This is a genomic window from Acetobacter estunensis (genome assembly GCF_019083805.1).
GTDB lineage: Bacteria > Pseudomonadota > Alphaproteobacteria > Acetobacterales > Acetobacteraceae > Acetobacter > Acetobacter estunensis_A.
The window spans coordinates 33,800-59,847 of record NZ_JAHRDV010000014.1; the positions used below are offsets into that span (position 1 = coordinate 33,800).

Consider the following 26,048-nt stretch of genomic DNA (forward strand, 5'->3'; position numbering starts at 1 on the left):
TGTGAAGTTCCGCGCCACCTGACGCGAACGGGGCGTATATGCCGCCTTTACCCACAAAAGGCAAGAAATACGCCCGCGAAGATATGGTGACAGTTACCGGGCGGCGGCCTGCCGCCCAGAATGGAGCGCTTAAACTTGCTCGGGCACACCCGAACGGCGCAGAAGCTCCCGAAGATTGCGGACCACGGGGAAGACCTCCACATTGTGGTCTCCTCCAAGCTCGCGCCACGCCTCCTGCTCCATCTCCACGATTTCCTTGTCTTCCATGAAGATACGGTTCGTGAAGATTCCCAACACGGGCCATGCCAGATCAAGGAGGAACTTCATCTTCGGCCGCCGCACGGAGAGAAGACCATAAGCCTGCGTTTCTTCCTGATGCTCCCCAAGTGGCACATAAGCCACCCAGAGATCCATCATCAGGTCACCGTCCTTGTCGCGGATCTGGAGCGTCTGGTACGGATAGGTCGTGCGGATCGTCACGACCTCATCGATCGGCTGATCCTTCACATCAATAGTCTTGTCGTGACGTCCGAACAGCAGACGCTCCGCCAGAGGCTGCTCTCCGCCCTTGCGGGCAAAGCTGTAGCTAGCCTCCACGAAGTTCTCACCTTTGTCCTGACCAAGGAAGCGGGCAGTGATTTGCCCCATCTGCTTACGGTGCAGGAACTGATGATTCATGTCCATCAGGTTTTCGTGCATGAAGCTGTAGTGGCATTTCACGTGCGGATCGAAACGCCGCGTCTTGAACTCCTCGGTGTTGTTCACCTGACACGGAACGGGCACAGGCACTTTCTCGGCCAGAGCCGGGTCACCGGGGAAAATGAAGACCAGCCCGCCACTTTCCTTGCAGGGATAGGTCTTCACGCCGCGTCCCACACCGGGCTTATTGAGATAAGGCACCGTCACGCAGCACCCTTTCCGGTCAAACGACCAGCCGTGGTAGCAGCATTTCACCACATCACCCTCGACCTTGCCCTTGCTCAGCGGCACCTGCCGATGTGCGCAACGGTCTTCCAGAGCATAGATCGGCGCACCGTTATCGGGACGGACGATAACGATCGGATCTGCCCCGTAGCGTGTTCCGAACGGTTTGCCCGCCTTGACCTTGTTCGACCAGGCGACCGGGTACCAGAAATTCGGATCGAGATCGACGCGGCGCAGATCCGGCTCCGTCGAGGTGTGGAGTTCGCGCGTAACCGCAGACTCATCGCGACGAACCGGCTTTTCCGTCGGAGCAGAGGCTTGCCGCCCCACGTCCATCTGCATCACCATTTCCGCATCTCCCGTTTCCAGATCATTGCAACGTGACCTTACACGGGCAGGAACAGCGGATCACATTCCTCGCGTCCAGCCCCGGTGCCGATCAGTCCATCATTGTTGACAGAGGAAGATCGACCGGTGGCCTACCGATTGCAAGTCCCGCGCTCTGCATGGCTGCGCGACCTGCCCCGACTGTTTTCTTGATCCATCTCAAGAAGACGAAAAGGCGATGCTTCCGTCAGCTCGCTTTGAAACCGAACAACGAATACTGCTGCATCATATGCGCCGTCGGGTATTGCTCGATTACCTCACCCGCCGTGTTGTAGGTTTCCACCACAACGATGCCCAGACCGGGATCGATATGCGACGCCGGATTGACGGGCGGAAGATCACTGGCCGCCGTTGGCGTCGAAGCGGAAACAGCCACGTTGGCACTTCCATTCGATGATGAACTGTCTTGGGCCGTCATGCGCTCTGACGTCCGCGTCGTTTCCATACCAGCAGCCGCGATCTGCATCTGCCCTCTCCCAACCTTATGAGGCTACTGTCCGGCATGCCATAAATCTTAACTTCATACAATCATAAGTTGAATCAAATGGAATCTATTCGCGTCACACCTGCAATCGTCTTGAGCGCCTGTCCCACGACCGGACTGATCCGGTATCTCCCCGGCAGCCTCACTTCCACCTCCTGTGTCTCAGCTATGCCGGGCAGAAGAACGACCGAACCACGCCCTCCTTCCTGACGCGTCAGAATCGCCTTGATACCGGCAATCGCCTCCGCGCTGTCCAGCCAGACCCGCATCTCCCCACCCGCGCGTGAGGCTTCTTCTTCCAGGTCCACCAGGTCGCTGGCCGTGATCCGGAGCGCTTCCCCATCCAGCTTGAGATCGGCTGTCACCAGAACAGCCCGCCCCGCCACAAGCAGTTCACGCACACGCCCCAGAACCTCGGAGAACAGTGTCACCTCACAACTGCCGCTGGCATCCGAGAGATTGACCCATGCCATCTTGCTGCCCGTGCGCGTCGGACGCTCCTTGCGATCCACCACGCAACCCGCGATCTTCACGCGCGTCACGCCCCCTTCCGCCGCCGTCAACAGGCGCGACATCGATACGACACCCATCCTTCGCATCGCTGCCTTATAGGAATCCAGCGGATGCGCGGTCATATGAAAGCCGATGGCCTCGGCTTCATATGACAGTTTTTCAAACTCGGGCCACGGCGGGCAGTTTGGCAGTCGCAGCGGCTCAGGCTCCGTCGGGCCACCGAACAGCCCCGCCTGCCCGCTTGCCGCTTCTTGCGCGCGCGCATGTGCACTTCGCAGGATCGTCTCGATAGCCCCGAACACGCGCGCACGATTGGGATCGAGTGAATCGAACGCGCCGGCGCGCGCCAGATTTTCAAGCTGCATCTTGTTGAGGTTCTTCGGATCGATCCGCGCTGCGAAATCCGCCAAATCGCGGAAGGGTTTTCCTCCCCGTGCCGCTGCCAACACCTGCATGGCGGCAAAGCCGACTTTCTTCACTGCCGCCAGTGCATAACGAATACCGTAGGAACCATCTTCCTGCTTCTCAACCGTGAAATCCGCGTCCGAACGATTGATGTCAGGCGGCAGCACGCGAATACCAAGTCGTTCCGCTTCCTGCCGCAGGGCCGCCAGCTTTTCCGTTCGTTCGCGTGCCAGCGACATGCAGCCCGCCAGAAACGCGACGGGATAATTCGCCTTCATCCACGCCGTTTGATACGACACCAGTGCGTAGGCCGCCGCATGGGATTTATTGAAGCCATAGTCAGCGAACTTTGCCATGAGGTCAAAGACCTCGCCCGCCTTCTCTTTCGGAATACCGCGCCCTGTAGCACCTTCGGTGAAGATTTCGCGCTGCTTATCCATCTCAGCACGAATTTTCTTACCCATCGCGCGCCGCAACAGATCGGCGCCACCCAGGCTGTAGCCCGCCATCTTCTGGGCGATCTGCATGACCTGTTCCTGATAGACCATGATGCCATAGGTCTCTTCAAGAATGTCACGGATTTCTTCGTGCGGCGGCTCCCAAGCTTCTCCATGCTTACGCCGGCAATAATCGGGAATGTTCGCCATAGGCCCCGGTCGATACAGCGCCACGGCAGCGATCAGATCTTCCAGCCGGGATGGCCGCATCTGCTTGAGCACGTCACGCATGCCCGCGCCTTCGAACTGGAACACACCCGCCGTGTCACCGCGTCCCAGCATTTCATAGGTCAGCTTGTCATCAAGTGGTATTTTTGAAAGATCGACTTCTACGCCAAGATCTTTCAGGAACCGGACACCGCGCTGCAGGATGGTGAGCGTCGTCAGGCCAAGGAAGTCGAACTTCACAAGCCCCGCCTGTTCAACATATTTCATGTTGAACTGCGTCACCAGCATGTCGCTCTTCGGATCGCGATAAAGCGGGACAAGATCGACAAGTTGCCGATCACCGATCACCACACCGGCAGCGTGCGTGGAGGCGTGGCGATACAGCCCCTCAAGCTGCTGCCCGATTTCCATGAGACGCCGCAACGCCTCATCATTGTCGCGCATTTCCTGCAGTTTCGGCTCGCCCGCAATGGCATCCTTGAGCGTGACGGGTTTGGCTGGATTGTTGGGGATCAGTTCCGCCACGCGGTTGACCATGCCGTAGGGCAAGCCCAGTACACGTCCCACATCGCGCACCGCTGCGCGTGCCTGCAATTTTCCGAACGTGATGATCTGCGCCACCCGATCCGCGCCATATTCGCGTCGGACATAGGCAATCACCTCGTCACGTCGATCCTGACAGAAATCGATATCGAAATCCGGCATCGAGACACGTTCCGGATTCAGGAAGCGCTCGAACAGCAGATTGAAGGGGATAGGATCGATGTCCGTAATGGTCAGCGCATAGGCCACGAGCGAACCGGCACCCGAACCACGCCCCGGCCCTACCGGGATGTCATGCGCCTTTGCCCACTGGATGAAGTCCGCAACGATTAGGAAGTAGCCCGGGAACCCCATGCTGGAGATGATGTCGAGTTCGAATTCCAGCCGCTCCGAATAGGTTTCGCGCGTCTTTTCATCCGCGTTGATCGCGTCCAGACGCTTGACCAGCCCCTCCCGGGCCATACCTCGAACGGTTTCATCCTCCGTCTGCCCCTCACGCACCTTTGGGCACATTGGCAGCAACGGCTTGCGTGTCTCCACTTTGATCGCGCAGCTTTGCGCAATGGCCAACGTGTTGTCACAGGCATCCGGTAAGTCCGCGAACAGGGCACGCATATCGGCGGCCGGCTTGAACCAGCACTCCGACGAAACGCGCCAGCGGTCTTTTTCCGCCATGGTCCGCCCCTGCGCGATGCAGATCAGCGCATCATGCGCCTCATGCATCTCGGGACGCGGAAAGAAACATTCATTGGTCGCGACAATTGGCAGACGCATCCGATCTGCGAGCGCCAGCACTCCCGGTTCGACTGCCTCTTCAATCGGCACGCCGAAACGGTTGAGTTCCACCACAAGATTATCGCCGAAAGCTTCGTGCAGACGCGCCAGCCATGCCTGCGCCATATCCTGCTGACCTTCCGCCAGCATCTGATAAAGCGGTCCGCGCGTGCCCCCTGTCAGCAGGAACAATCCCTGACTACGCTCACACAGAAGATCGAGATTGATGGAGGGATCGCTCGTATCGCCTTCCAGAAATCCCGCCGAAGACAGAAACTGGAGATTGGCCAATCCCTGCTCATCGCGCGCCAGCAGGACAATCGGCTCAGAAGTAGCAGAGGGCCGGTCATCACGGGGTGGTAGTCCGATCTGACACCCGATGATGGGCTGCACGCCCTTCCCCGAGCAGTACTGCGAAAACTCCAGTCCGCCGAACAGGTTGCCTGTATCCGTGATCGCCACGGCGGGCATATCCATCCCGCGGGCAAGTCCCACCAACTCCGGGATTCGGATGGCGCCCTGACTGAGGGAATAGGCGGAATGAACGCGGAGATGGACGAAATCGGCGTACGACATTCCATAAGTCTAGCACGACTGAAGGCCTATGGCAGGCGCTCTTCATCCCGCAGCGGCAAGCAGCGGGTTCCTATTTCAATTTAAACCCTGCCTCTTCAAGAACGGCGCGCTGATGCTCGCGTCCATGCAAAGCGGACGGCTTACCGATCCGCTGCGCGACGGTGGATGTCCAACTCCGCTCTGGCAATCCCTGTCGCTTCTGAAAGTCCGCATACAATTCATCGTAATGCCGCACGCCAGCTTCCTCGTCCGTCGTGGTGTAGCGCTCACGATGCAGCACCACCGATTGCGGCAATCTTGGCTTGACGTGCGTCGTCACGGCCGGATCGGGGTAACCGACAGCCAGACCGAACGCCACGGTCGTCAATGGAGGCAAGCCAAGTTCTCTCGCCACTTCAGGAGTATTGTTGCGGAGCGCCCCGAGATAGACGATGCCCAGCCCAGAGGCCTCCAGCGACACGACGGCATTCTGGGCGGCTATGCCCGCATCGCTGACGCCCACGAGCAACGTATCAAGATAATCCAGCCCCTCCGACGGTGCACCCTCCCGCTCGGCAATACGCCGTAACCGACCCAGATCGACCACCCAGACCAGCAGGAGCGGCGCTTGCCGAATGTGCGCCTGATCGCCAGCCAATCGCGACAGACGCTCCTTGCGGGCGCTGTCCTCGACGGCAATGACGCTCCATATCTGAAGATTGGAAGAAGAAGACGCTGACTGAGCTGCGGCAATGGCCGTTTCAATCGTGCCGACCGGCAGCGGTCGGTCCGAAAACGAGCGGACGGACCGATGCGCCAGTAGGCCACGCGTGACCGGATCGAGAGTCTCGACAGGCACGGACGTCTCGGCCCCATATCTGAGATGCCATGCGTGAGCGACGTCCGGCGATGTCATGAGCGTTCCTCTTCCTACTTTCATCCAGCCTGACGCTCAGGCTGCGCATCCAGTGCCGCCACACGCTCGCGCACCAGCGGGATAAGCTGCTCACCGTAACGCCGGGCGTCCTCCAGCGGTTCAAAACCACGGATCAGGAAATTGTCGATACCGAGGCTATAGTACTCCAGCAGACTCTCTGCCACCTGTTCAGGAGTGCCAACAAGGCCGGTGGAATTGCCGGCTGCCCCTGTCAACGTGGCCACGCCTGTCCACAGACGCGTGTCCTGTCGGTTCCGCTTCGCCGTTTCCAGAAGACGGAGAGAGCCATCGTTGGGCGGCCGGTGCCCGGTAGTGGGCAGCCCTTCCGCCTCTCGGTTGGCACGAACCTGCTCCTCGATCTCGGACGCCCGTTTCCACGCAGCTTCTTCGGTTTCCGCAATAACGGGACGTAATGAGAGGGAAAAACCAACCCTGCGACCGTGTCTGGTCGCCGCCGTCCGGACTCGCGTTACGACGTCGCGTGTAGCCTCCAGCGACTCACCCCATGTCGCGTAAACATCTGCGTGACGGCCCGCGACCTCGATGGCTTCCGGGGATGTGCCTCCGAAAAAGACCGGCAGGTTCTGCGGATGCAGAGAACTGAATGCCTGACGGATGTGATAAAATTTTCCGTCATGATCGAACGGTGTGCGAGCCGTCCATTCCTGCCTCAGAATGTCGAGATACTCATCACTACGAGCGTAACGCTCCGCTTTGGTCGTGCCGACATCTCCGTCCCGCGCCATTTCGGAATCTGCGCCGCCAGTGATGATATGTACGGCCACTCGTCCACCCGAAAGCTGATCCAGTGTGGCGAGTTGACGCGCCGCCAATGTGGGCTGGGTGAAGCCCGGCCGGTGCGCCACAAGAAACCCGAGCCGCGTGGTCAGGGCCGCGCCATAAGCCGCGACAATCTGGCTCTCGGGGGAATTCGAACCAAACGGGATCAGCACACGGTCAAAACCACCCTTTTCCTGCGCATCCAGCGCATCGCGCACGTATTGCGGGTCCAGCGCGCGGCTGCGTGTGCCAGCGTGAATTTCGGAGGTATTATTGAAACCGATATAACCAATGAAATTTACAGGCATTTTCATCACTCCATCGTCTGCGATCAGATCGCCAGAGTGAGCGCGAGCAGCCTTCCGCGTCATGCGAGTTATGGTCAAGTGAGAGTAATGGGAAAATGGATGGTGTGCTCGGCTTTGCTGAGCAAGCTAACGGGAAACGTCGGGACAAACCTGCAGGAACTGACAAACACCTCGATTTCTGCATAATTCCCTCATGACAACGTCCCCCACTCCCGCCTCTCCTGCAGTTCTTCTTCCACGAGCGGCCCGCAGAGAGAGAGGGCAAGCCCTTCGGCGCTCCGTGCCTCGCTCGTCCCACGCGGGGTGGTCACCCACCAAGGACCGTGCGGATCCACTGACACTTCTCAATCAGCAGAGCCGACTTCGGATCCCGAGCCTTATCCCCGTTCGTTACGAACGTATGCGGGCCTCCCCTTTCGCTTTTCTCCGGGGCGCCGCCATTGTCATGGCCGCCGACCTTGCTCACACACCGACAAGCGGACTGACCGTTCAGGGCTGCGGTGATTGCCATCTTGCCAATTTCGGCAGTTATGCCTCACCCGAAGGTATTCCGGTTTTCGACATCAACGACTTCGATGAAACGCTTCGCGCGCCTTTTGAGTGGGACATCAAGCGCCTCGGCACCTCGCTCATTCTCGCAGGTGCCGAAACGGGTCTTGCCGACCGGGTCGCGCAGTCGCTTGCGAACATCATGGCGCAAACCTACTGCACGGAAATGGCGCGTCTTTCCCGACTGAGTCCGCTTCAGGTATGGGTCAACCGCGTCGATCTTCAAAGCGCGATAGAGCATTTTGAAAATCCCAAGACGCGGCACCGGGTGGAAACCCTACTCAAGCAACGTCTCGACAGCACCCGAAACGCCTTTGGCCTGATCTCGGATGATAGCAACGCACCATCTCTGCGGGAGTGCCCTCCTTTGACGATGCGCCTGCCGGAACAGGACACGGCCATCCGCGCCGCCTTCGCCCGGTATATCGCCACGCAGCCGCAGGAGCGTCTGGCGCTGCTGAACTGTTACACGCTGCGCGATGTCATTTTCAAAGTGGTGGGGATCGGCAGCGTGGGCACGTTCTGCGCCATCGGTCTCTTCACCACAGCGGACAATGAACCGCTTCTGCTCCAGATCAAGGAAGCACAGGCCTCCGTTCTCACACCATATGTCAGCGAAAAATCGCCTTTCCACAATCAGGGCAAACGTGTCGTCACCGGCCAGCGCATCATGCAGGCGGTATCGGACTCCTTTCTTGGCTGGACGGACAGTCCTGACGACGCGCCCCACAACCCCGCCATCATCACACCGACAGCTTCCTCCTCTCCCGTTCCCAACGATGAGGAACGACAATTCTACGTCCGCCGGGTCAAGGACACACGACTGGCCGCCATTGGCGCCGATTTCGCTCAGGACGGGCTGGAAGATTATGCGCGCCTGTGTGGCCGGGTTCTTGCCCGGGCCCATGCCCGCTCCGGTGATCCCGTCACCATCTCGGCCTATGCCGGCAAGGGCAACGCTTTTGCAGATGCCATCGCCGATTTCTCTGTGGCATATGCCCAACAGACCCGGCAGGACTGGCAGCATTTCGTCGCCTCCACCACTGGGAAAAGCCCTACAAGCAAAAAAAGCCCGTCATCGACCTGAAAGAAAGCCCTCTTTGCTTCAGGCGACCTCTTGCCACCGTTCACATCAGGTCTGGAAAGACATTACCAACCTCCCTGAAAAATCTTTTATATTTCAGGGAAGATAAGGGATCGATCCTCGATCTGGCGGGGGACGACCCATGTCATGCGAACTGTCATACCAATGACTATGACGGTAATTATAGTCTTGTGGCCCCTCATGCGGATGCCTGTGATGGTGACAGGCCGTCAAAACCAGCAAAACACCGACGATACCAACGGTTTTTAGACATCTCACCTTGCTCTCTCCTTTTGAGAGAACCAAGACCTGCATGGAGCAGATCTGCGTTCATCAATCCTGAACGACATACCAGCATGAGAGTTTGAACTCTCCATCGCCAGTCATACAATTTCACAAAAATCGGTTCTTCTGGATTTCGGAAAAAAGCGGCTTCATCTCGCGGCACTCAATAACGACCGAACGTAGAACATAAAAAAACCCGACATATCCAGCGACATGTCGGGGTTTTCCAGTCTCTTCGAACGATTTATGCCTTCACAAGCGCCCGGCGCACAGCCAGATGCCAGCCATCGATCATCGTCCGGCGCTCCGTCAGATCCATCTTCGGCTCGAACAGAGCACCCAGTTCCCAGTCTGCCGCGACATCATCGAGACTGTTCCACAGCCCCACGCCCACACCGGCAAGGAAAGAGGCTCCGAGCGCAGTCGTCTCGATCTGACGAGGCCGCTCCACGCGCGCCTGAAGCATGTCGGCAAGGAACTGGCAGAACCAGTCATTGGCCGACATGCCGCCATCCACGCGCAACGTGCTGGTCGTACCGCCGCCGTCCTGCGTCATGGCGGCCACAAGATCCATCGTCTGATACGCCACCGATTCCAGTGCGGCACGCGCAATATGCGCTTCGGTCGCATCCAGTGTCAGACCGCAGATCAAGCCGCGCACATCCGGCTCCCAATGCGGAGCGCCCAGCCCCACGAAACCCGGTACCATATAGACACCGTGACTGTTGGGAATACGCGTCGCCATATCGTCCGTCTGGGACGCATGAGTGATGAGGTGCAGCCCATCGCGCAGCCATTTGATGGCCGCACCCGCCACAAAAATCGAACCTTCCAGCGCGTAGGCCGTCTTGCCCTTCACACGATACGCAATCGTGGTCAGCATCCGGTTACGGGACACGACCGGCTTCTCGCCCGTATTAAGCAGCACGAAGCACCCTGTGCCATAGGTCGCCTTCGCCGTGCCCGGCTTGAAACAGGTCTGGCCCACAACGGCCGCCTGCTGGTCTCCAGCAATACCTGCGATCGGAACCGGACGACCGAACAGATCTGGCGTGGACTCACCGAACACACCGCTGCTGTCCTTCACTTCCGGCAAAAGTGCTGCCGGAACGCGGAACAGCTTGAGCAGATCGTCATCCCATTGTTGACGATGAATATCGAACAGCAGCGTGCGGCAGGCGTTGGTCACATCCGTTGCATGAACCGCACCGCCCGTCAGACGCCACAGCAAAAAGCTGTCGATCGTGCCGAACGCCAGTTCCCCTTTCTCCGCACGGACCCGCGCACCCTCCACATTGTCGAGAATCCACGCCAATTTGGTGGCCGAGAAATACGGGTCGAGCAGAAGGCCGGTGCGCTCTGTCACCAACTTTTCATGCCCCTGCTCTTTTAGTTCCGCGCACAGTTTGGCCGTGCGGCGATCCTGCCAGACAATGGCGCTGTGGATCGGCTTGCCCGTGGCGCGATCCCACACCACGATGGTCTCACGCTGGTTGGTGATGCCGATGGCCGCGATCCGGTCCACACCACCCGACCGCTCCACAGCTTCCTGCGCCGTGCTAAGCGCGTCACGCCAGATATCCTCAGGATCGTGCTCGACCCAGCCCTGATTGGGGTAATACTGAGGGAACTCCTGACGGGCGACGGAAAGCTCGCGTCCATTGACATCGAAGACGATGCTGCGAGTGGACGTGGTGCCCTGGTCGATGGCCAGGATACGATCCTGTTTGATCATGACGGCGCGCTCCTGGCGGTCAGACGGATGAAGGATGTGTGACGGGAATGTCCGCCACGGCGGCACGCGGCATGAAGGGCCGCAGGAGATACTGGTAAAGCCCCGCGCCGATCACGCCGCCCGCAAGCGGCCCGACGATGGGCACCCACCAGTAATTGCCCGGAGACGGGATCGCAGACGGTCCCCACCCGGTCAGAAAACAGAACAGACGCGGACCGAAATCGCGCGCCGGATTGATGGCCCACGCATCGAGATAACCCGCGGACGCGCCGATGGCTGCGACCAGCAGACCAATAATCAACGCGCCACCGTTCGCCTGCGGGGCCATCGTGTTGTACTCGCACGTAATGGCAAAGATGCCGAACACCAGCAGACCCGTCAGGATGGTCTGCACGAGCAGCGAGTGCAGAGGCGTCACATATTCACCGGGATGAGTGAAGAAAACGCCCGCTGCCGCACCATCGTTCCAGAAATCCATGCCATGCGCTGCCGCATAGTGCAGGATCACCGGCTGGAACAGCGCATAGACCGCGGATGCGCCAATAACGCCACCTGCGATCTGTGCTGCCATGTAGGGAGCCACTTTCTTCCACGAAAAGCCGCGATAGATGGCCAGAGCCAGCGTCACCGCCGGATTGGCATGTGTGCCGGAGACGGCTCCCGTGATGTGAATGGCGAGTGTGACACCAAGCCCCCAGACGATGCACACGCCCCAATAGGCGTTCTTGTAGGGGCTTGGGTCATAGAGTGCGTACATCGCGGCCACGGAATCGCCCAGCAGGACGATGATGAAGACCGCAATGCACTCGGCGATCAATTCGCCAATAAACCGGTTTCGGGCTGTCATTGTTTTTCTTGCTCTTACCCGTTGGTTATGTCGGTCGGTCAGCCGACTTTCTTATGCACATACTCCGCGAGGCGATCACGCTCCGCTTGTGTCATATGCAGACCGATTTTTGAGCGACGCCACAGTACGTCTTCCGGCGCGCGCGCCCATTCGTTCTCGATGAGGTAGTCCACCTCGGCGGTGGTCATGCCCGCACCCAGATCTTCTCCTAGATCGGCAAGCTCCTTTGCATTACCCACAATATCGTAAGCCCGGGTGCCGTACATCCGCATCAGACGCCACGCAAGCTGAAGCGGCAGGAAAGGCGCGGTCGCGCGGAAACGGTTCAGCGCCGCCTCAAAGCCTCCCGACCCCAGATCGCCACCTGGAAGAGCGGCATCCGCCGTCCAGGAATGACCCGCCACGGCCGGCAACACAGGCGCAAGCTTCTCAAGCGCGTGCTCGGCCAGCTTGCGGAATGTCGTGATCTTGCCACCGAAGATCGACAGAAGCGGAGCGCCGTCCGTATTGTCCAGATCCAGCACGTAATCGCGTGTCACGGCAGAGGCGTTGGCGGCAGCATCGTCATAGAGCGGACGCAGGCCAGCGTAGCTCCACACGGCATCGGACGGCTTCACTTCCTTGTTGAAATAACGGTTTACGCTCTCACAGAGATATTTCACCTCTTCGGGCGAAATCTCGACCAGACCCGGCTCTTCCTTCCATGTCACATCTGTAGTGCCGATGAGCGTGAACTTCTGCTCATAGGGAATGGCAAAGACGATGCGCTTGTCCGGGTTCTGGAAAATGTAGCACTGCGGGCCGTCAAAGATCTGCGGCACCACGATATGGCTGCCCTTCACCAGACGGACGGACTTGGAGTTCGGCAGATCGAGCTGATTGGCCAGCAGCTTTGCCACCCACGGACCGGCGGCGTTCACAACGCCCTTGGCCCGCACGGTGCTGGTCCCGCCGCTCACCATATCCTCGATCTGGGCCTCCCACACACCGTTCACACGGCGGGCAGCCGTGAGGCGGGTGCGCGTGCGGATCTCCGCCCCACGCTGAGAGGCGTCCATGGCATTGAGCACCACAAGGCGGCTGTCCTGCACCCAGCCATCGGAATAGACGAACCCCTTGTCGTAGCGGTCCTGCAGCGGCTTGCCCGCCGAATGCGTGCGCAGGTCGATCCCGCGCGACTTCGGCAGCTTCATGTTCGGCGCGAGATGATCGTAGAGAAACAGGCCCAGCCGGATCATCCATGCCGGACGCTGCTCGGGCGTGTGGGGCAGCACAAAGCGCAGCGGCCACATGATGTGCGGCGCAATCGCCAGCAGGCGGTCACGCTCGATCAATGCCTCCCGCACAAGGCGGAACTCGTAATATTCAAGATAGCGCAGACCGCCATGGATCAGCTTGGTGCTCGACGATGAGGTGTAGCTGGCCAGATCGTCCTGCTCCACCAGCAGCACGGACGCGCCGCGCCCCGCCGCATCGCGGGCAATGCCGGTGCCGTTCACACCGCCGCCGACGATCAGCAGGTCATATACGGTGGAAGTGTCGCCTGAAGCTGCCGTGTTCATCGGTTCCGTCTCACGTTCGTGGAATGTCATGTCTGTTTTCGTATCCGAACATCATGGCTCTTGGCAACACCAAGATACCTGCCGGAAAATTATGGCACGCTGACCACATTATGTTCGTTTCCGAACATTCATGTCCGCAATCACCAGTTCCACCCCATGCTCGGCCAGCAGATCGCAGATCGGCTCAGGCGGTCTGCGATCCGTGAAAAACACATCCACGCCCACGATGCTGCCTGCCCGCACCAATGGTCGTCTGCCAAACTTTGTGTGATCGGCCAGCAGAAACACCTTGCGCGAATTGGCGCGGATCAACTCGGAGGCACGAATTTCCTCCTGATCGTAGTCCAGAAGCGTGCCGTCCCCATCGATGCCGCTGATGCCGATCACGCCGTAATCGGCGCGATACCGCGCCAGCATTTCCAGCGAGTCCGGCCCCAGAATGCCGCCGTCCCGCATTCGCACGGTGCCGCCCGTCACCACCACACGGCAATCCGCGCCACCGGCCAGAAGGGAGGCCACATGCAGGTTGTTGGTGATGACCTGAAGCCCTCGGTGTCCGCTCAACGCCCGCGCAAACGCCTCGGTCGTAGTCCCTATGTTGATGAACAGCGACGCACCATCCGGCACCGCCCGCGCCGCGCTGGCGCCGATGGCTTCCTTTTCACGCCGGGTATGAATCTGTCTCTGGGAATAGGCAATGTTTTCGACGGAAGACGGTGCGCTGGCACCGCCATGGTGACGCACCACATCCCCCGCCGCGTCCAGTATGCGAATATCGCGCCGAATGGTCTGCACGGCGACATCGAAGTGCCGTGCCAGTTCTTCATGCGACGCATAACCCTGCTTGCGGACCGCAGCTATGATCGCCTGATGACGCATCTGCGTGCGTGAAACATCCGCGCCTCCCGTCACCGGGCAGCCCCGATGTCGGCCAGCACTTCCAGAACTGCATCCCCGTAACGTGTGAGCTTGGAGCCGCCCACGCCACGCACATCGCCCAACTGATCGAGTGTGTTGGGACATTCGAGCGCGATGTCGCGCAAAGTGGCGTCATGGAAAATGACATAGGGCGGGATTTCCTGCTCCCGCGCCTCCGCCAGCCGCCATTTCTTGAGGGCAAGAAAGCGCTCGCGCGCCTCATCTGTCAGTTGATCCACAATCGAATCGCCCTGACCGCCCGAGCGCGTTTCTTTCTCGGCGGCCATCGCGTCCTCGCGCAGCTCCACTTTCTCCTCATTACGCAGGATCGGACGCGCTACATCGCCATTCAGACGAAGCCCCCCGTGCTCGTTGCCGGGCATGAGCGCGCCCCGCGCAATGAGCTGACGCATGACGCTTCGCCAGAAGTTCTCGCTGTGATCCTTGCCAATCCCCCACACGGACAACCGATCATGCCCCGCACGCGCGATATTGTCGGACAGTTTTGCCCGCAACACCGAGATGACATGAACCATTCCGTAGCGCTGACCTGTGCGATAGACCGCCGAGAGCACCTTGCGCGCCGCTTCGGTGCCGTCGAACGTCGGCACCGGCTGGAGACAGTTGTCGCAATGACCGCACGGCTCACGCATCGTCTCCCCGAAGCACGCCAGCAGAGCGCGCGTGCGGCATGACGTGCTTTCAGTAAAGGCGATCATTGCCTCCAGCCGCGAACGCATGACCCGTTTTTCACTCTCCGGCGCGTTGGACTGGTCCAACCAGTACCGCGCGCGGCTCATGTCCTCGCCGCCATAGAGCAGCAGAACATCGGCGGGCAGGCCATCGCGGCCCGCGCGGCCGATCTGCTGATAATACGCCTCGGGTGAGGCTGGCATGTCCAGATGCACCACAGCCCGCACATCGGGCCGGTCGATCCCCATCCCGAAGGCGATGGTCGCCACCATTACGATCGGTTCGCCCGAACGGAAGCGATGAAGGGCCGCGCGCTTCTCCATTGGCGCAAGCCCGGCGTGAAAGGCGCAGGCGGGATAGCCTTTCTCGCGCAAAGACGCCGCGATGCGTTCCGTCCGGGCACGAGAACCGCAATACACGATGGAGGCATCGTCACGATGCCGATCCAGCACCTGCACAAGCTGCTTCATCTCGCCGCCCTTGGGACGAGCCGAGATCATCAGATTGGGGCGATGAAAACTGGCCGAAAGCACACGAGCTTCCGGCATGGCGAGAGCCGTAAGGATATCGTCGCGCGTGCGCGGATCCGCCGTGGCCGTGAGCGCTATGCGAGGGACGTCCGGGAAATGCTGCGGCAGGGTCTGAAGCGCGCGATATTCCGGACGGAACTCATGTCCCCACGCCGAGATGCAGTGCGCTTCATCAATGGCGATGACCGAAATGGTCTGACGGGAGAGACGATCCAGCGTGCCGGGAGACAGCAGCCGTTCAGGCGAGACATAGAGCAGGTCGATCCGTCCCGCAAACAGATCGCTGCGAATACGACTGGCCTCATCTCCATCCAGTTCGGAATGAAGCGCGGCAGCATTGATGCCAAGCTGGCGCAACGCCGCCACCTGATCGTCCATCAGCGCGATCAGCGGGGAGACGACCAGTCCCATTCCGGCACGACACAGGGCCGGAACCTGATAGCACACGCTCTTGCCGCCACCGGTGGGCATGAGAACAAGCGTGTCCTCCCCCGCCATGACGCGCTCGACTGCCTGTTCCTGAAGCCCCCGAAACGCCGGAAAGCCGAAGACGCGCACGAGAACCTCTGTCGGACTGAGTCCCACGAAACGATCCCGCTCGCTATCGGCTGCGGACGGGAACATCTCATCGGGCGGTTCAAACGGAGGTGGCTCGTCCTCAGGAGAGAACGGAGGATCGTCTTCCAGCATCACCGCATCATGCCGTGGCGGCAGTCGCAACTCCACCCGCAATGCGCCACACCCGATCAAGATGCTCCACACCTGTCAGGCGATGCGCGATCAGAATGACCGTACGACCTGTGGCCACGCGGTTGAGAGTGAGGAAGAAATCCTGCTCCGTCTGCGCATCGAGCCCCGTCGCGGGTTCATCGAGAACCAGTATGGGCGCGTCTGAAAGCAGCGTGCGAGCCAACGCGATGCGGCGTCCCTGACCGCCTGATACCTTCACGCCGCCCTCGCCCAGCCACGTATTGAGTCCGTCGGGCAGCGTGCGGACGAAATCGCCTATGGCCGCCTCATCCAGAGCCGTCCACAATGCCTCTTCACTCGCCTCCGGCGTACCGAGAAGAAGATTGTTGCGGATGGTGTCATCGAACAGATGAGTCGCCTGCGAGAGCCAAGCGACATGTCTGCGCACCCACTCATCGGGGAGTGCCGCAATATCCACCCCTCCTAGCAGAATACGCCCCTTCTGGGGGTAAACCGCTTTGAGCAGAAGAGCGGCCAGCGTGGATTTGCCCGCTCCCGAAGGACCAAGCAACGCCACACGCGAGCCTACGGGAATATCGAGCGAGAAATCCTCGTAGACCCAAGGGCGATCCTCCCGCCAGCGGAAGCCGACATGATCGTAGAGGACATCGAAGGTCTGAGGCATGGTGGTGGCAGCCGGAACCGATTGGTGCGGCACCGGATGCTCATCCGCCACAGCGACCACACGCTGGGCGGCCGCTCCCATGTTGCCCGCCAGCATGCCTGCGCGCGCAAGGCTTCCCGCCCCCTCGAACGCCGTGAGCGTCAGGAACAGCAGCCCCACGCCCGTGACCGGCGCGATGCGATCGAAACCGATACCGGCAATAGCGGCCAGCAACAGAAGAACGGCTGTCTGCGTGCAGAGCTGCGAAACCCCACCCACCAGTGCGAGCCGGCGCGACTGATGTTTCTGGCGGGCAAGCAGCCGGTCATTGGCAAGGCTGACCCGGTCCAGCATGCGCGGCCCGGCACCGAAAACGCGAATTTCGCGCATGCCACTCACCAGATCGAGCACACTCACACGCAAAGCAGCCTGTGCATGGGCCAAGGCTGCGCCCTCGCGACGACTGAGACGGGCTGCGGCCAGCGGCACGAAAAGAGCTGAAATGGCGAAGAGACAACCGATCAGGACGGCCAGCAGAGCGTTGGCTCGCGACAACGCCACCACAAGGACAGGAAATGTGAGAATTGCTCCCGCCAGAGGCAGCAGAAGCCGAAGATAAAGCCCGTCCAGCGTCTCCACGTCATTGACGAGACGCGAGAGCAGATCGCCCGCCCGACGAAAGCCGAGCCCCGCCGCCGCACCTTTCGCCAGAGAGCGGAAAAACCACACACGCAGTGTCGCGAGTGCCCGGAACATCGCGTCATGGGCATACAACCGCTCGGCATAACGCAGCACGATACGGCTGACGCCGAAAACGCGCAGGGCCAGCGTCGTTACCACCGTCACGCCGATCACGGTTCCCGCGAAACGCAGACCCGCCCCACTCATGAGGGCCAGTCCGGCAATGACCGCCAGCAGCGACAGGACCAGTCCAACGATCAGACGTCCCGCATGAGGCTTCCACACCTTGATGATGCGCATCAGGGCGGCGCGATCCGCCTTTTCCTGATCGGGGCGACGCGACAGGGACGAACTCATGCGCTCTCCTGACAGACGCTGACATGCCCATGCGAAAGATCCACACGACGCCCATGGAACATGTGCACGGCGGTGGAGTGGCTTGCGAGGATCACGGTGCGTCGGAGTGTGAGACGGATCAGGCTTTCAAACACGTCGGCTTCTGTCGTGGGGTCGAGATGCGCTGTCGGCTCATCCAGCAGCAGAATGGGGGCGTTGCGGAGATAGGCGCGCGCGATGGCGATGCGCTGGGCCTGGCCGCCTGAGAGACCGAAACCCCCTTCTCCGATCATGGTTTCCAGCCCATCGGGCAACACGTCGAGAAAGCGGTCCACGGCCGCTGCGTGTACAGCTGCCGCGAGTTCTTCCTCTGTTGCGTCCGGTCGGGCAAAGAGAATGTTCTCACGCAGCGAACCGGCAAACAGCACCGGTTTCTGGCCGATCCACGAAATCATGCGCGAGAGTGCGTCCGGCACGATGGTCTGCATGTCCGCGCCATTGAAGGTGATGCGACCGGACTCCGGCTTCACGAAGCCCAGCAGCAGTTCCATGATCGTGGACTTGCCCGAGCCGGAAGGCCCAGCAAGGATGAGCGTCTCTCCCGCAGGCGCCACGAAGGAGACGTGATCCAGCGCGGGGCCACGGGCTTCATCCCATGTGAAGGACACATTTTCGAACGCGATGGTTATGCCATGCGCTTCCACCGAGCGGACGGTCTGCCCTTGCGCCGGCTGCGGTGCCTCGGGAAGAGCTAGCACATCTTCCGCAGCGCCCTGCACGAGCGCGCGATCCTGATACGCCAGCGCAAGCGAGCGGAGAGGCGCGAAGAACTCCGGCACGATGAGCAACGCAAAAAGACTGTCCGTGACGAGGTTACGGAACGCAGCCGTGTCGCCGCCCTGCGCCATGAGCGCAGCGTGACGTCCATCCGTCAGCGCGATCAGGATCAATGCCACAACCATGGCGCAGTCGATGGAAGCCGATGAAAGAAACGCCACGCGCAGAATTTTCATCGTACGCTGCCGCAACTCGTCCGCGGCTACCTGAAGACGTATCGCCTCGTCTTCCGTGCGCCCCGAGAGCACGATGGTGGCAATGCCCCGCACACGGTCCAGAAACCGCGCCTGAAGGCGGGTCATGGCAAGAAACTGATTACGGGACGCCACAGCTGCCCCGATCCCGAACGCAGCCTGCGCGAAGGGCACCGCAGCCCCGCAAATACCCAAAATCAGGGCTGCATGAGGCTGCACACACAAAGTAACAAGCAATAGACAGAACGGAACGGCAATCCACAGCACGGAGGCGGGTGCCCAACGGGTAAAATAACCGTCCAGAGATTCGATCCGGTCCACCACGAGAGCAGCAAGCGCGCCACTATGGGCGTGACGCAGAATGGCTGGGCCGTTACCGACAAAGGTCGTCAACACTTCACGACGCAGACGGCTGCGGGCCACGCGCCCCGCTCGCGCGCTCGCGGTCTCCCCGACAATTCCAAGAACAATCCGCACGCAGGCGGCCACCGCGAAACCGACCAGCGGCCAGGCCGAAGGCGCGCTCTGAGGCGCCTGCCCGATTAGACCGCTCAGCACCGGGCCAAGCAGACTGGCGATGCACCACATCTGAAACGCCCCGATCAGTCCTGTTGCCAACCCGATCAGGATGGAAGGGCGGGCCGAACGCAGGCCCATACGCCGCTGCGCACCAGTCCAAGCTTTGATTGCCGCCTTGCTCTCACTCATGCCGCCCCTATACCTGACAGTCAGGACGGGAAACAGTGGGCAAGTCCGCGCTCAGTGTCCCACGCGGGACAAGGGAGAACTGCCGGACGCTGCTGTTTCGGGCGCATATCCGTCTCCGGAAGGCTCTTTTTCCTCGCCCATAGGGCACGTAATCACCCAGCGGCTGCCCTCTCCTTCTTCCATGGCCAATTGCCCGGACAACTGACGGGCAAATCCACGAACGAGCTGAAGACCAAGTCCGACTCCTCCGCTCTCCTCTCCCAGACCTATCCCGTCATCTGCCACCTCTAGCCGCAGGCGATCTTCTTCCCGAGCAAGGGAAACCCTGATCGAGCCATAGCGGCCATCGGGGAAAGCATGCGCCAGCGCATTGGTGACCAGTTCGGAGACGATCAGCACGATGGGCGTAGCAACACCGGGCGAGAGAATCACCGGCTCCACATCAAGCTCAAGCGTCACGCGCGCGCGCACGTCATCGTCGGCAGACTGCATCATCTGCTCCCCCATTTCGGGGAGAAATTCGGCCATGTTGAGATTTTCGAGATCGCCTTCGACATAAAGATGGCGTTGCAGGATCGCCAGCGTCCGGACGCGTTCGCGCGCGCGCAACAGCGCGCTCCGCACATCGTCCTTGCCGGAGCGATTGCCCTGCAGGCTAAGCAACGACCCCACGATCTGGAGATTGTTTTTCACACGGTGATGGATTTCCGCGATCAGCGCGCGCTGACGTTCCAGTGCATGACGCAATTCCGTTTCGCGACGGGCCAAACGGCGCGTCGCTGTCCCAAAAGTCCATGAAAGCTGGCGAAACTCGCGAGGCATGCCCGCACCGATAGCCGCATCGAAATATTCAGTTTTTTCCCACGTGCGAACCGCGTCCGTGAGTTGATGCAATGGACGGGTGACTAGTCTCCGCCCCACAATCATCACACCGAGCAATCCTGCCATCAGCAGAACGCTGACGAGCGCGATCCACCCTCCCAACATCTGAAGCGCTCTTGTTTCAGCAGGGAGCCTACGGGCAATCACGAGAAGGTTGACGATGCCCGCCGTCGGACCAAACGCATAGGATAGTTGATCGCGCGATTCCCACACCGGAATTCCGTCATGTGCCCGACTCTGTTGTGCCAGTTGTGCAACGAGATCGGCTTGGGGTTCCGGCCACTCGCAGCCGGAACACAAGGGTTGGGATTGTCCGTCCGCCAGAACGAACCACGCAGACACATTGTCGAATACCGAGCTATTCCGGTCTCCGAGCGACGGGTTGCCCGCAAGGGAAGGAAAGTGCCAGTCAACCGGCTCGACAGCGACAAAATAGGTCGGTCGTCCTTGCAGATCGAGATGACGCGCGGGCATCACGACACGAAGATAGGGGCGCCCACGCTCTGTCCAGAAACTGTTCTCGGGCGCCTCCGTGATATGGAGATCGCGCATCGCGCCCGGACACGCTTCGGCAGACGGAAAAGGATCAGGCTGGCTGTCGCGTATCCGACCTTCTCCGTCCACCATGGCGAGAAGGCAGTACCGCATGCCACTGGCAGACTGCGCAAGCCGGAGGAATCGCCATACCGATTCCATATCCACCGTTGTCTGATCGATCGTCCGCAGCATGTTTCGCGTGCGTTCGATATCTTGGGTGATGCGGCTGTCAATTTGCCAGAATGCTGCCGCCACCCGGCGATTCCCACTGTCCGCAAGGCGCTCGTAATCCTGCCAGATCAGCACTGTGCCCAACGCCGCGATCGGAAGAACCGAACCGAGGATGACACCGAGCATCCGACTACGCACGGAGTCGAGCAGATGCTCCGTTCCCGATGAACGCAAACGGGCAATCGGCGTCCAGGACTTCATTCCCTCAGGGCTCCGCCTCACCAGCAAAATACCGAGCACGCGTCCCGACAGCACACGAAAGAATCCGGGCGCATGGACAGTAAAACGCGCGGGACGCGGCTCTCACCTGCACACGTCCCGTGGATGAAAGAGGCAACATCATCGACGTCAGGTGTCGTCGTCGCCATCTTCCAGTAGTTTCAGAAGATCCTCGGGAATCGGCTCATTGGCCACATCGTCGAAAAGCTGGTGCAGTCCTCTGCGCAACCAGATGTCGAATGCGTCGTCCTCTTGCCGGTCCTTCTTTCCTTTTGAACCCGATTTGCGGTTTCTGGCCGACATCGACAACCATCCCGGCAGACGTTCATGGACTTCCGGGCGCGATGCCGGGAAACAGTGGCTACTCATATCACACCCCGGCGCAACTGTGCATTTCTCTCGCATCATCCATGACGCGAAAGAAATGCCGGAAAGGGAAAGGAGTCACACTCCCTTCCCAACTCCCTCACTCTTGCGGGCACCTGTCCGCTCCAGACGACGGCGCAGGGCTGCCGCCTCTTCACGCAGACGGTCGTCCTCAGGCAGTTCGCCCATCATCCATGCCTGCAACTGGCGCCGCGCACGGAATACGCGGCTCTTGGCCGTTCCCACAGCGCACCCACTTACTTCGGCAAGCTCTTGATAACTCATACCTTGCAGGACAACGAGCACGAGCGCTTCGCGCTGATCACTCGGCAACTGGGCCAGTCCATGGGCCAGATCCTTGATCGCGAGACGGTCTTCATGATCGGGCTTGGTGGCAAGGAGATCGCCTGGAAGAGTGTCGATGTCTGTCGTGGCACGGTGGCGACGCAGATCCGAAATAAAACGGTTCCGAAGGATGCGGTGCATCCAGGCTGCGAAATTTGTTCCGGGGATAAAGCTGTCGCGCGCCTTGAGCGCGTTGCAGACCGCATCCTGCACAAGATCTTCTGCCCGCGTGCGGTTACGGGTCAGTGCCAGTGCTTGCACACGCAGCTTGGGCAGGATGTCGATGAGCTGGTTCTGAAAGATATCAGCCATGATTTTTTCCCCTCTTTTGCCTCATCCAATGAATGGGAGACCGCCGGGGTTGCATGACCGATGCCTTTTTCATTCACGAAAACGTGAGCGTCTTCGTTTCTCTTCCCGCATTCCGTAGGGCACCACAAACAAAAAAAGGCCCATGCTCACCTGAATGGAGCGGGGCCTTTTTATCGCACTCAGACGGCAGTCGTTTACCGGCAGACACGCCGTGTGTTGTCAGAGGCAATATAAGTCTGGGTAGCCGGGTCGAAACACGCATTCTGCGTGCAGTCGCCACCCGTACGAGAAGGCTGTGGATAGAGCGCCTGCCCCATCGCATTCGCTTCCTGCGCTGATGCGCCACACAGCGGTGTCGTCAACGGCGCAGACGGATCGTTGACCAGCTTCACGCCACTTGGCGGTGCGGACTCCGTCACCGTCCCCGGTGGAAAAACCTGCGGTGGAATGCGCCCCGGCGGATTGGCCGCCGTCACTCCCGCAGGCTGCTGGGCACAGGCGGCCAATGCAAAGGGAACGACAAAGCAGGCCGTTCGGACCGCGGCCCCTGCCCGCTTCGATACACTGCCCCGTGTTTTTCCAAACCGGCCTGACGAAGAAACCATCGATCCATCTGCCTCAGTCATTGATACGGCAAACAGATGGGGACGCTTATCGTCCCCATCCCCACAAGATCAGGCGTGGCCAACGGTCTGCGACATCTCGGCACGACGGGCCTGCCACAGCGCCACGAAATCGATGGGCTGCAGAACAACCGGCGGGAACCCGCCATCACGCGTGATGTCGCCGAGGATGTTGCGGGCGAACGGGAAAATCAGTCGCGGCACTTCGACCAGCAGCAGCGGCTCGACCAGTTCAGCCGGGGGCTCATTCAGCGTAACAACGGCGGCATAGGTCAACTCGGCAATGAATACCTTGCGACCGGCAGGACCGCCTTCGGTCGCCGGAGCCTCGCTGGCCTCGGCCTTGAGCGTCAACGCCACTTCATAATGCGGCTGATCGTTCTGGAGGCGGTTGGCCTGCACATCGATATTGACGGAAATCTGGGGAGCCGCCGTCAGAGCCGTGAAAATTTCCGGACCATTGGGCACCTCGAAAGACAGATCCTTCGTGTACTGCAGGTTGATGGCAAGCGGCAGGGCCGGCGGAGCGGCCTGGGTCGTGCTGTCGGACATGATTTACTCGGTTCTTTCGGGTTGGGGACACTCTAACGCCCTGAGTGTCCGCGGTAGCATGAGAGACCCACTTCGCCAACCGGAGCCCTCAATCCATGCCATGCAGAACACGATCATCGAGCCTACGCCATGTGCCATTCTCCATGCTTTCCCCCACAAGAGCGAGAAGGAAGCACCAGTGCGACACAACGAGCGTATGTCGCGCCTGAGGCAACGCCCCTATCGCAGTCCGAAAAAGCGCCGCCCGGTCTTCCACCACGTGCTGCGGCTCTGGACTCTCGCTCCACCAGCCTTCGCTCAGACCGGAAAAATCCAGATCGGGCCATTCAAGAGCCAGTTGGGATGGCGACGACCCTTCGTCGCAGGAAAACGCCACACGCTCACGCACCAGCGGCTCCACGATCGGCGTGATCCCCAGCGTCCGCGCCAAAGGTGCGGCTGTCTGCAACGCCCTTCGATAAGGGGACACAACAATGCGCCGAATGTCCTCACCCCGAAGGCGTGCCACCAGTTCCTGAGCCTGCTCGTGACCATGCGCTGAAAGAGAAGGATCCGAAATGCCGGGATCGCGTCGTGTGGCGGTAAACAGACGATTGAACTCGGACTGACAGTGACGCAGGACGATCATGCTTTTTCCCGATCATGCGACCAACCTTTGAGCCGCGATGCAGGATCATTGCACGCGGACCGGCAGGAGCCTATCCTGTCGGAATATCAGGAAGGGCAGTTTCCGGGGCTGTCCGATGAATTTCCAGTATAGTGGGTACGGTAAAGCATGGATGGTTCCTTCGGCCACTTTCCGGTCGATATCGTCGTTCTGGCTCTGATCGCGGCATTTCTCGCTCTGCGGCTGCGCAGTGTGCTGGGAAAGAAAGCGGGGTTTCAGCCTCTTCCCATGCCTGCGCCCAGTGCCCGATCAGCGCCCGGCCCGGTGATCGATGCCCAGGCTGAGTCCTCGCCATCTGTCCGGTTCGACATCCCCACTCCCGCCACCCGTGTTGGCGCCGTTCTGGCCTCCATCACGCAGCGCGATTCCACTTTTTCGCCCCAGCAATTCCTTGTCGGGGTGGAAGGAGCTTTCCGACAGATCGTGGCGGCCTATGCCAGCGGCAACCGCGCCGTGTTGCGCGAACGTCTCACCCCAGCGGCAGCCGATGCATTTGAGAGCGCCATCACCGCCCGCGAAAGTGCTGGCGAAACGCAGCGCAGCGAAATCCGGGGCATCGACAGCATTGCCATCGAAGATGTCCGACTCATAGATGGAGCAGCCGGAACCATTGCCTCCATCGACACCCGCATCGTTTCCGATCAGATCAGCCTGACGCTCGATGCCGAAGGTAGGCCGGTGACAGGGACGGAATCCGTAACCGAATTCTCCGATCTGTGGACGTTCGAGCGTATTCTCGGCGTTGCCGGCTCGACGTGGCGCCTCGCTGCGGCGCGGAGTGCGTGAAACGTCCTCGACGGGCGGCACCACCAGTCAAGGCGTCTGATGAACTTCCTTCACCGCCGCTCAAGCGCACACGACGCTACAGGATCGGTGAACAGGAAGTCGTGCTCGGGGACTGTCTTCGGGTCATGAAGCGAATGACGCCTGAGAACGTGGATGTCGTCATCACCTCCCCGCCCTACAACATCGGACTGGGTTATCGTTCGTACGAAGACCGGCTGGATGAACAGGCCTATCTGGACTGGATGATGGACGTCGCCCGGGGCGTACGCCGCGTCATGCGTTCCGATGCCTCCTTCTTCCTCAACATTGCCGGAACATCAACCGAGCCATGGCTACCCTTTGAACTGGCCGTGCGCCTGCGGGAACTGTTCGTTCTGCAGAATCACATTTCCTGGGTGAAATCCATCGCCGTGGAGGACGACTCTTTCGGCCATTTCAAACCCGTGAACAGCGGTCGCTACATCAACCGCAATCACGAGCACCTCTTTCACCTTACTCTCTCGGGAGACGTGAAAGTGGACCGACTTGGAGCGGGTGTGCCGTTCAAGGACAAGAGCAACATCGCCCGGCGCGGACACGCGCAGGACAGACGCTGTCGCGGCGACACCTGGTTCGTGCCTTACGAGACTGTCAGAGGCCGAGACGAGAAGTTCAATCATCCCGGCACGTTTCCCGTTGCTCTTCCCGAACTGTGCATTCGCCTGCATGGACGAGAGAACCCCCGTGTGCTGGACCCATTCATGGGCACGGGAACCACCCTTGTCGCCGCTCAACGTATGGGCGCGCAGGGGATCGGTATCGAGATCGATCCCGCCTATGCCACGATTGCGCGGGCACGATTGAAAAGTGAACTCGACGGCTGACGGCCGACTTGATCGAAATCAATCATCGTTTTTATCAAGATAATCGTTTTGACAGATCGCATGGGTGTCATGTTACA

General features: G+C 60.3%; 21 protein-coding genes. 3 read left to right on the forward strand and 18 right to left on the reverse strand.

From position 1 onward, the window contains the following. Window positions 1-129 precede the first annotated feature (129 nt). The 5 genes from KUA11_RS14085 to KUA11_RS14105 form a co-directional block, all read right to left on the reverse strand. Window positions 130-1,266, reverse strand: a complete 1,137-nt coding sequence (locus tag KUA11_RS14085; protein WP_408744216.1) for a Rieske 2Fe-2S domain-containing protein — start codon at window positions 1,264-1,266, stop codon at window positions 130-132. A gap of 232 nt (window positions 1,267-1,498) precedes the next feature. Then, window positions 1,499-1,777 (reverse strand): hypothetical protein, encoded by a 279-nt coding sequence (locus KUA11_RS14090; RefSeq protein WP_217411371.1) that lies wholly within the window; start codon window positions 1,775-1,777, stop codon window positions 1,499-1,501. 74 nt (window positions 1,778-1,851) lie between these two features. Beyond that, window positions 1,852-5,271 (reverse strand): DNA polymerase III subunit alpha, encoded by a 3,420-nt coding sequence (dnaE, locus tag KUA11_RS14095; protein WP_217411373.1) that lies wholly within the window; start codon window positions 5,269-5,271, stop codon window positions 1,852-1,854. A 70-nt stretch (window positions 5,272-5,341) separates the two neighbouring features. Beyond that, complete coding sequence (locus KUA11_RS14100; RefSeq protein WP_217411375.1) at window positions 5,342-6,166, reverse strand: NADPH-dependent oxidoreductase; 825 nt, start codon at window positions 6,164-6,166, stop codon at window positions 5,342-5,344. 20 nt (window positions 6,167-6,186) lie between these two features. After that, complete coding sequence (locus tag KUA11_RS14105) at window positions 6,187-7,275, reverse strand: LLM class flavin-dependent oxidoreductase (RefSeq protein WP_217411376.1); 1,089 nt, start codon at window positions 7,273-7,275, stop codon at window positions 6,187-6,189. A 193-nt stretch (window positions 7,276-7,468) separates the two neighbouring features. Between KUA11_RS14105 and KUA11_RS14110 the strand changes: the two genes are divergently transcribed. Further along, window positions 7,469-8,911, forward strand: coding sequence for a DUF2252 domain-containing protein (locus KUA11_RS14110; RefSeq protein WP_217411378.1), 1,443 nt, complete (start codon window positions 7,469-7,471; stop codon window positions 8,909-8,911). Between the two features lie 526 nt (window positions 8,912-9,437). Here the strand turns inward: KUA11_RS14110 and glpK are convergent. From glpK to KUA11_RS14175, 13 genes are all read right to left on the reverse strand, one after another. Then, window positions 9,438-10,928 carry a glycerol kinase GlpK gene (gene glpK, locus KUA11_RS14115; protein ID WP_217411380.1) on the reverse strand — a complete coding sequence of 497 codons (1,491 nt, stop codon included), beginning with the start codon at window positions 10,926-10,928 and terminating at the stop codon, window positions 9,438-9,440. 19 nt (window positions 10,929-10,947) lie between these two features. Further along, the gene (locus KUA11_RS14120) at window positions 10,948-11,775 is read right to left on the reverse strand and encodes an MIP/aquaporin family protein (RefSeq protein ID WP_166316013.1); all 828 of its coding nucleotides are present in this window, start codon (window positions 11,773-11,775) and stop codon (window positions 10,948-10,950) included. 38 nt (window positions 11,776-11,813) lie between these two features. Then, window positions 11,814-13,337, reverse strand: coding sequence for a glycerol-3-phosphate dehydrogenase (gene glpD, locus KUA11_RS14125; protein WP_217411435.1), 1,524 nt, complete (start codon window positions 13,335-13,337; stop codon window positions 11,814-11,816). Window positions 13,338-13,445: 108 nt separating this feature from the next. Further along, on the reverse strand, window positions 13,446-14,216 hold the full coding sequence (locus KUA11_RS14130; protein ID WP_166316016.1) for a DeoR/GlpR family DNA-binding transcription regulator: 771 nt from the start codon (window positions 14,214-14,216) through the stop codon (window positions 13,446-13,448). A 29-nt stretch (window positions 14,217-14,245) separates the two neighbouring features. After that, a complete protein-coding gene (gene recQ, locus KUA11_RS14135) occupies window positions 14,246-16,102 on the reverse strand; it encodes a DNA helicase RecQ (RefSeq protein ID WP_217411436.1) in 1,857 nt (618 codons plus the stop codon). Between the two features lie 73 nt (window positions 16,103-16,175). Continuing rightward, window positions 16,176-17,870: a thiol reductant ABC exporter subunit CydC gene (gene cydC, locus KUA11_RS14140; protein ID WP_217411382.1), complete on the reverse strand. Its 1,695-nt coding sequence runs from the start codon at window positions 17,868-17,870 to the stop codon at window positions 16,176-16,178. Beyond that, complete coding sequence (gene cydD, locus KUA11_RS14145; protein ID WP_217411384.1) at window positions 17,867-19,588, reverse strand: thiol reductant ABC exporter subunit CydD; 1,722 nt, start codon at window positions 19,586-19,588, stop codon at window positions 17,867-17,869. Before cydD ends, cydC begins: the two co-directional genes overlap by 4 nt. 51 nt (window positions 19,589-19,639) lie before the next feature. Next, the gene (locus KUA11_RS14150) at window positions 19,640-21,439 is read right to left on the reverse strand and encodes a sensor histidine kinase (protein WP_217411386.1); all 1,800 of its coding nucleotides are present in this window, start codon (window positions 21,437-21,439) and stop codon (window positions 19,640-19,642) included. 147 nt (window positions 21,440-21,586) lie between these two features. After that, window positions 21,587-21,760 (reverse strand): NepR family anti-sigma factor, encoded by a 174-nt coding sequence (locus KUA11_RS14155; RefSeq protein ID WP_217411388.1) that lies wholly within the window; start codon window positions 21,758-21,760, stop codon window positions 21,587-21,589. A 141-nt stretch (window positions 21,761-21,901) separates the two neighbouring features. After that, complete coding sequence (locus tag KUA11_RS14160) at window positions 21,902-22,480, reverse strand: sigma-70 family RNA polymerase sigma factor (protein WP_217411390.1); 579 nt, start codon at window positions 22,478-22,480, stop codon at window positions 21,902-21,904. A gap of 194 nt (window positions 22,481-22,674) precedes the next feature. Next, a complete protein-coding gene (locus KUA11_RS14165) occupies window positions 22,675-23,085 on the reverse strand; it encodes a hypothetical protein (RefSeq protein WP_254454949.1) in 411 nt (136 codons plus the stop codon). 69 nt (window positions 23,086-23,154) lie between these two features. After that, window positions 23,155-23,655, reverse strand: a complete 501-nt coding sequence (secB, locus tag KUA11_RS14170; RefSeq protein ID WP_166316034.1) for a protein-export chaperone SecB — start codon at window positions 23,653-23,655, stop codon at window positions 23,155-23,157. A gap of 88 nt (window positions 23,656-23,743) precedes the next feature. Further along, window positions 23,744-24,283 (reverse strand): histidine phosphatase family protein, encoded by a 540-nt coding sequence (locus KUA11_RS14175; RefSeq protein ID WP_217411392.1) that lies wholly within the window; start codon window positions 24,281-24,283, stop codon window positions 23,744-23,746. Between the two features lie 147 nt (window positions 24,284-24,430). On the opposite strand from KUA11_RS14175, the gene KUA11_RS14180 reads away from it, so the two are divergent. Next, window positions 24,431-25,108, forward strand: a complete 678-nt coding sequence (locus KUA11_RS14180) for a Tim44/TimA family putative adaptor protein (protein ID WP_217411394.1) — start codon at window positions 24,431-24,433, stop codon at window positions 25,106-25,108. Window positions 25,109-25,233: 125 nt separating this feature from the next. Then, window positions 25,234-25,971: a DNA-methyltransferase gene (locus KUA11_RS14185; protein ID WP_217411437.1), complete on the forward strand. Its 738-nt coding sequence runs from the start codon at window positions 25,234-25,236 to the stop codon at window positions 25,969-25,971. Window positions 25,972-26,048: the final 77 nt, after the last annotated feature.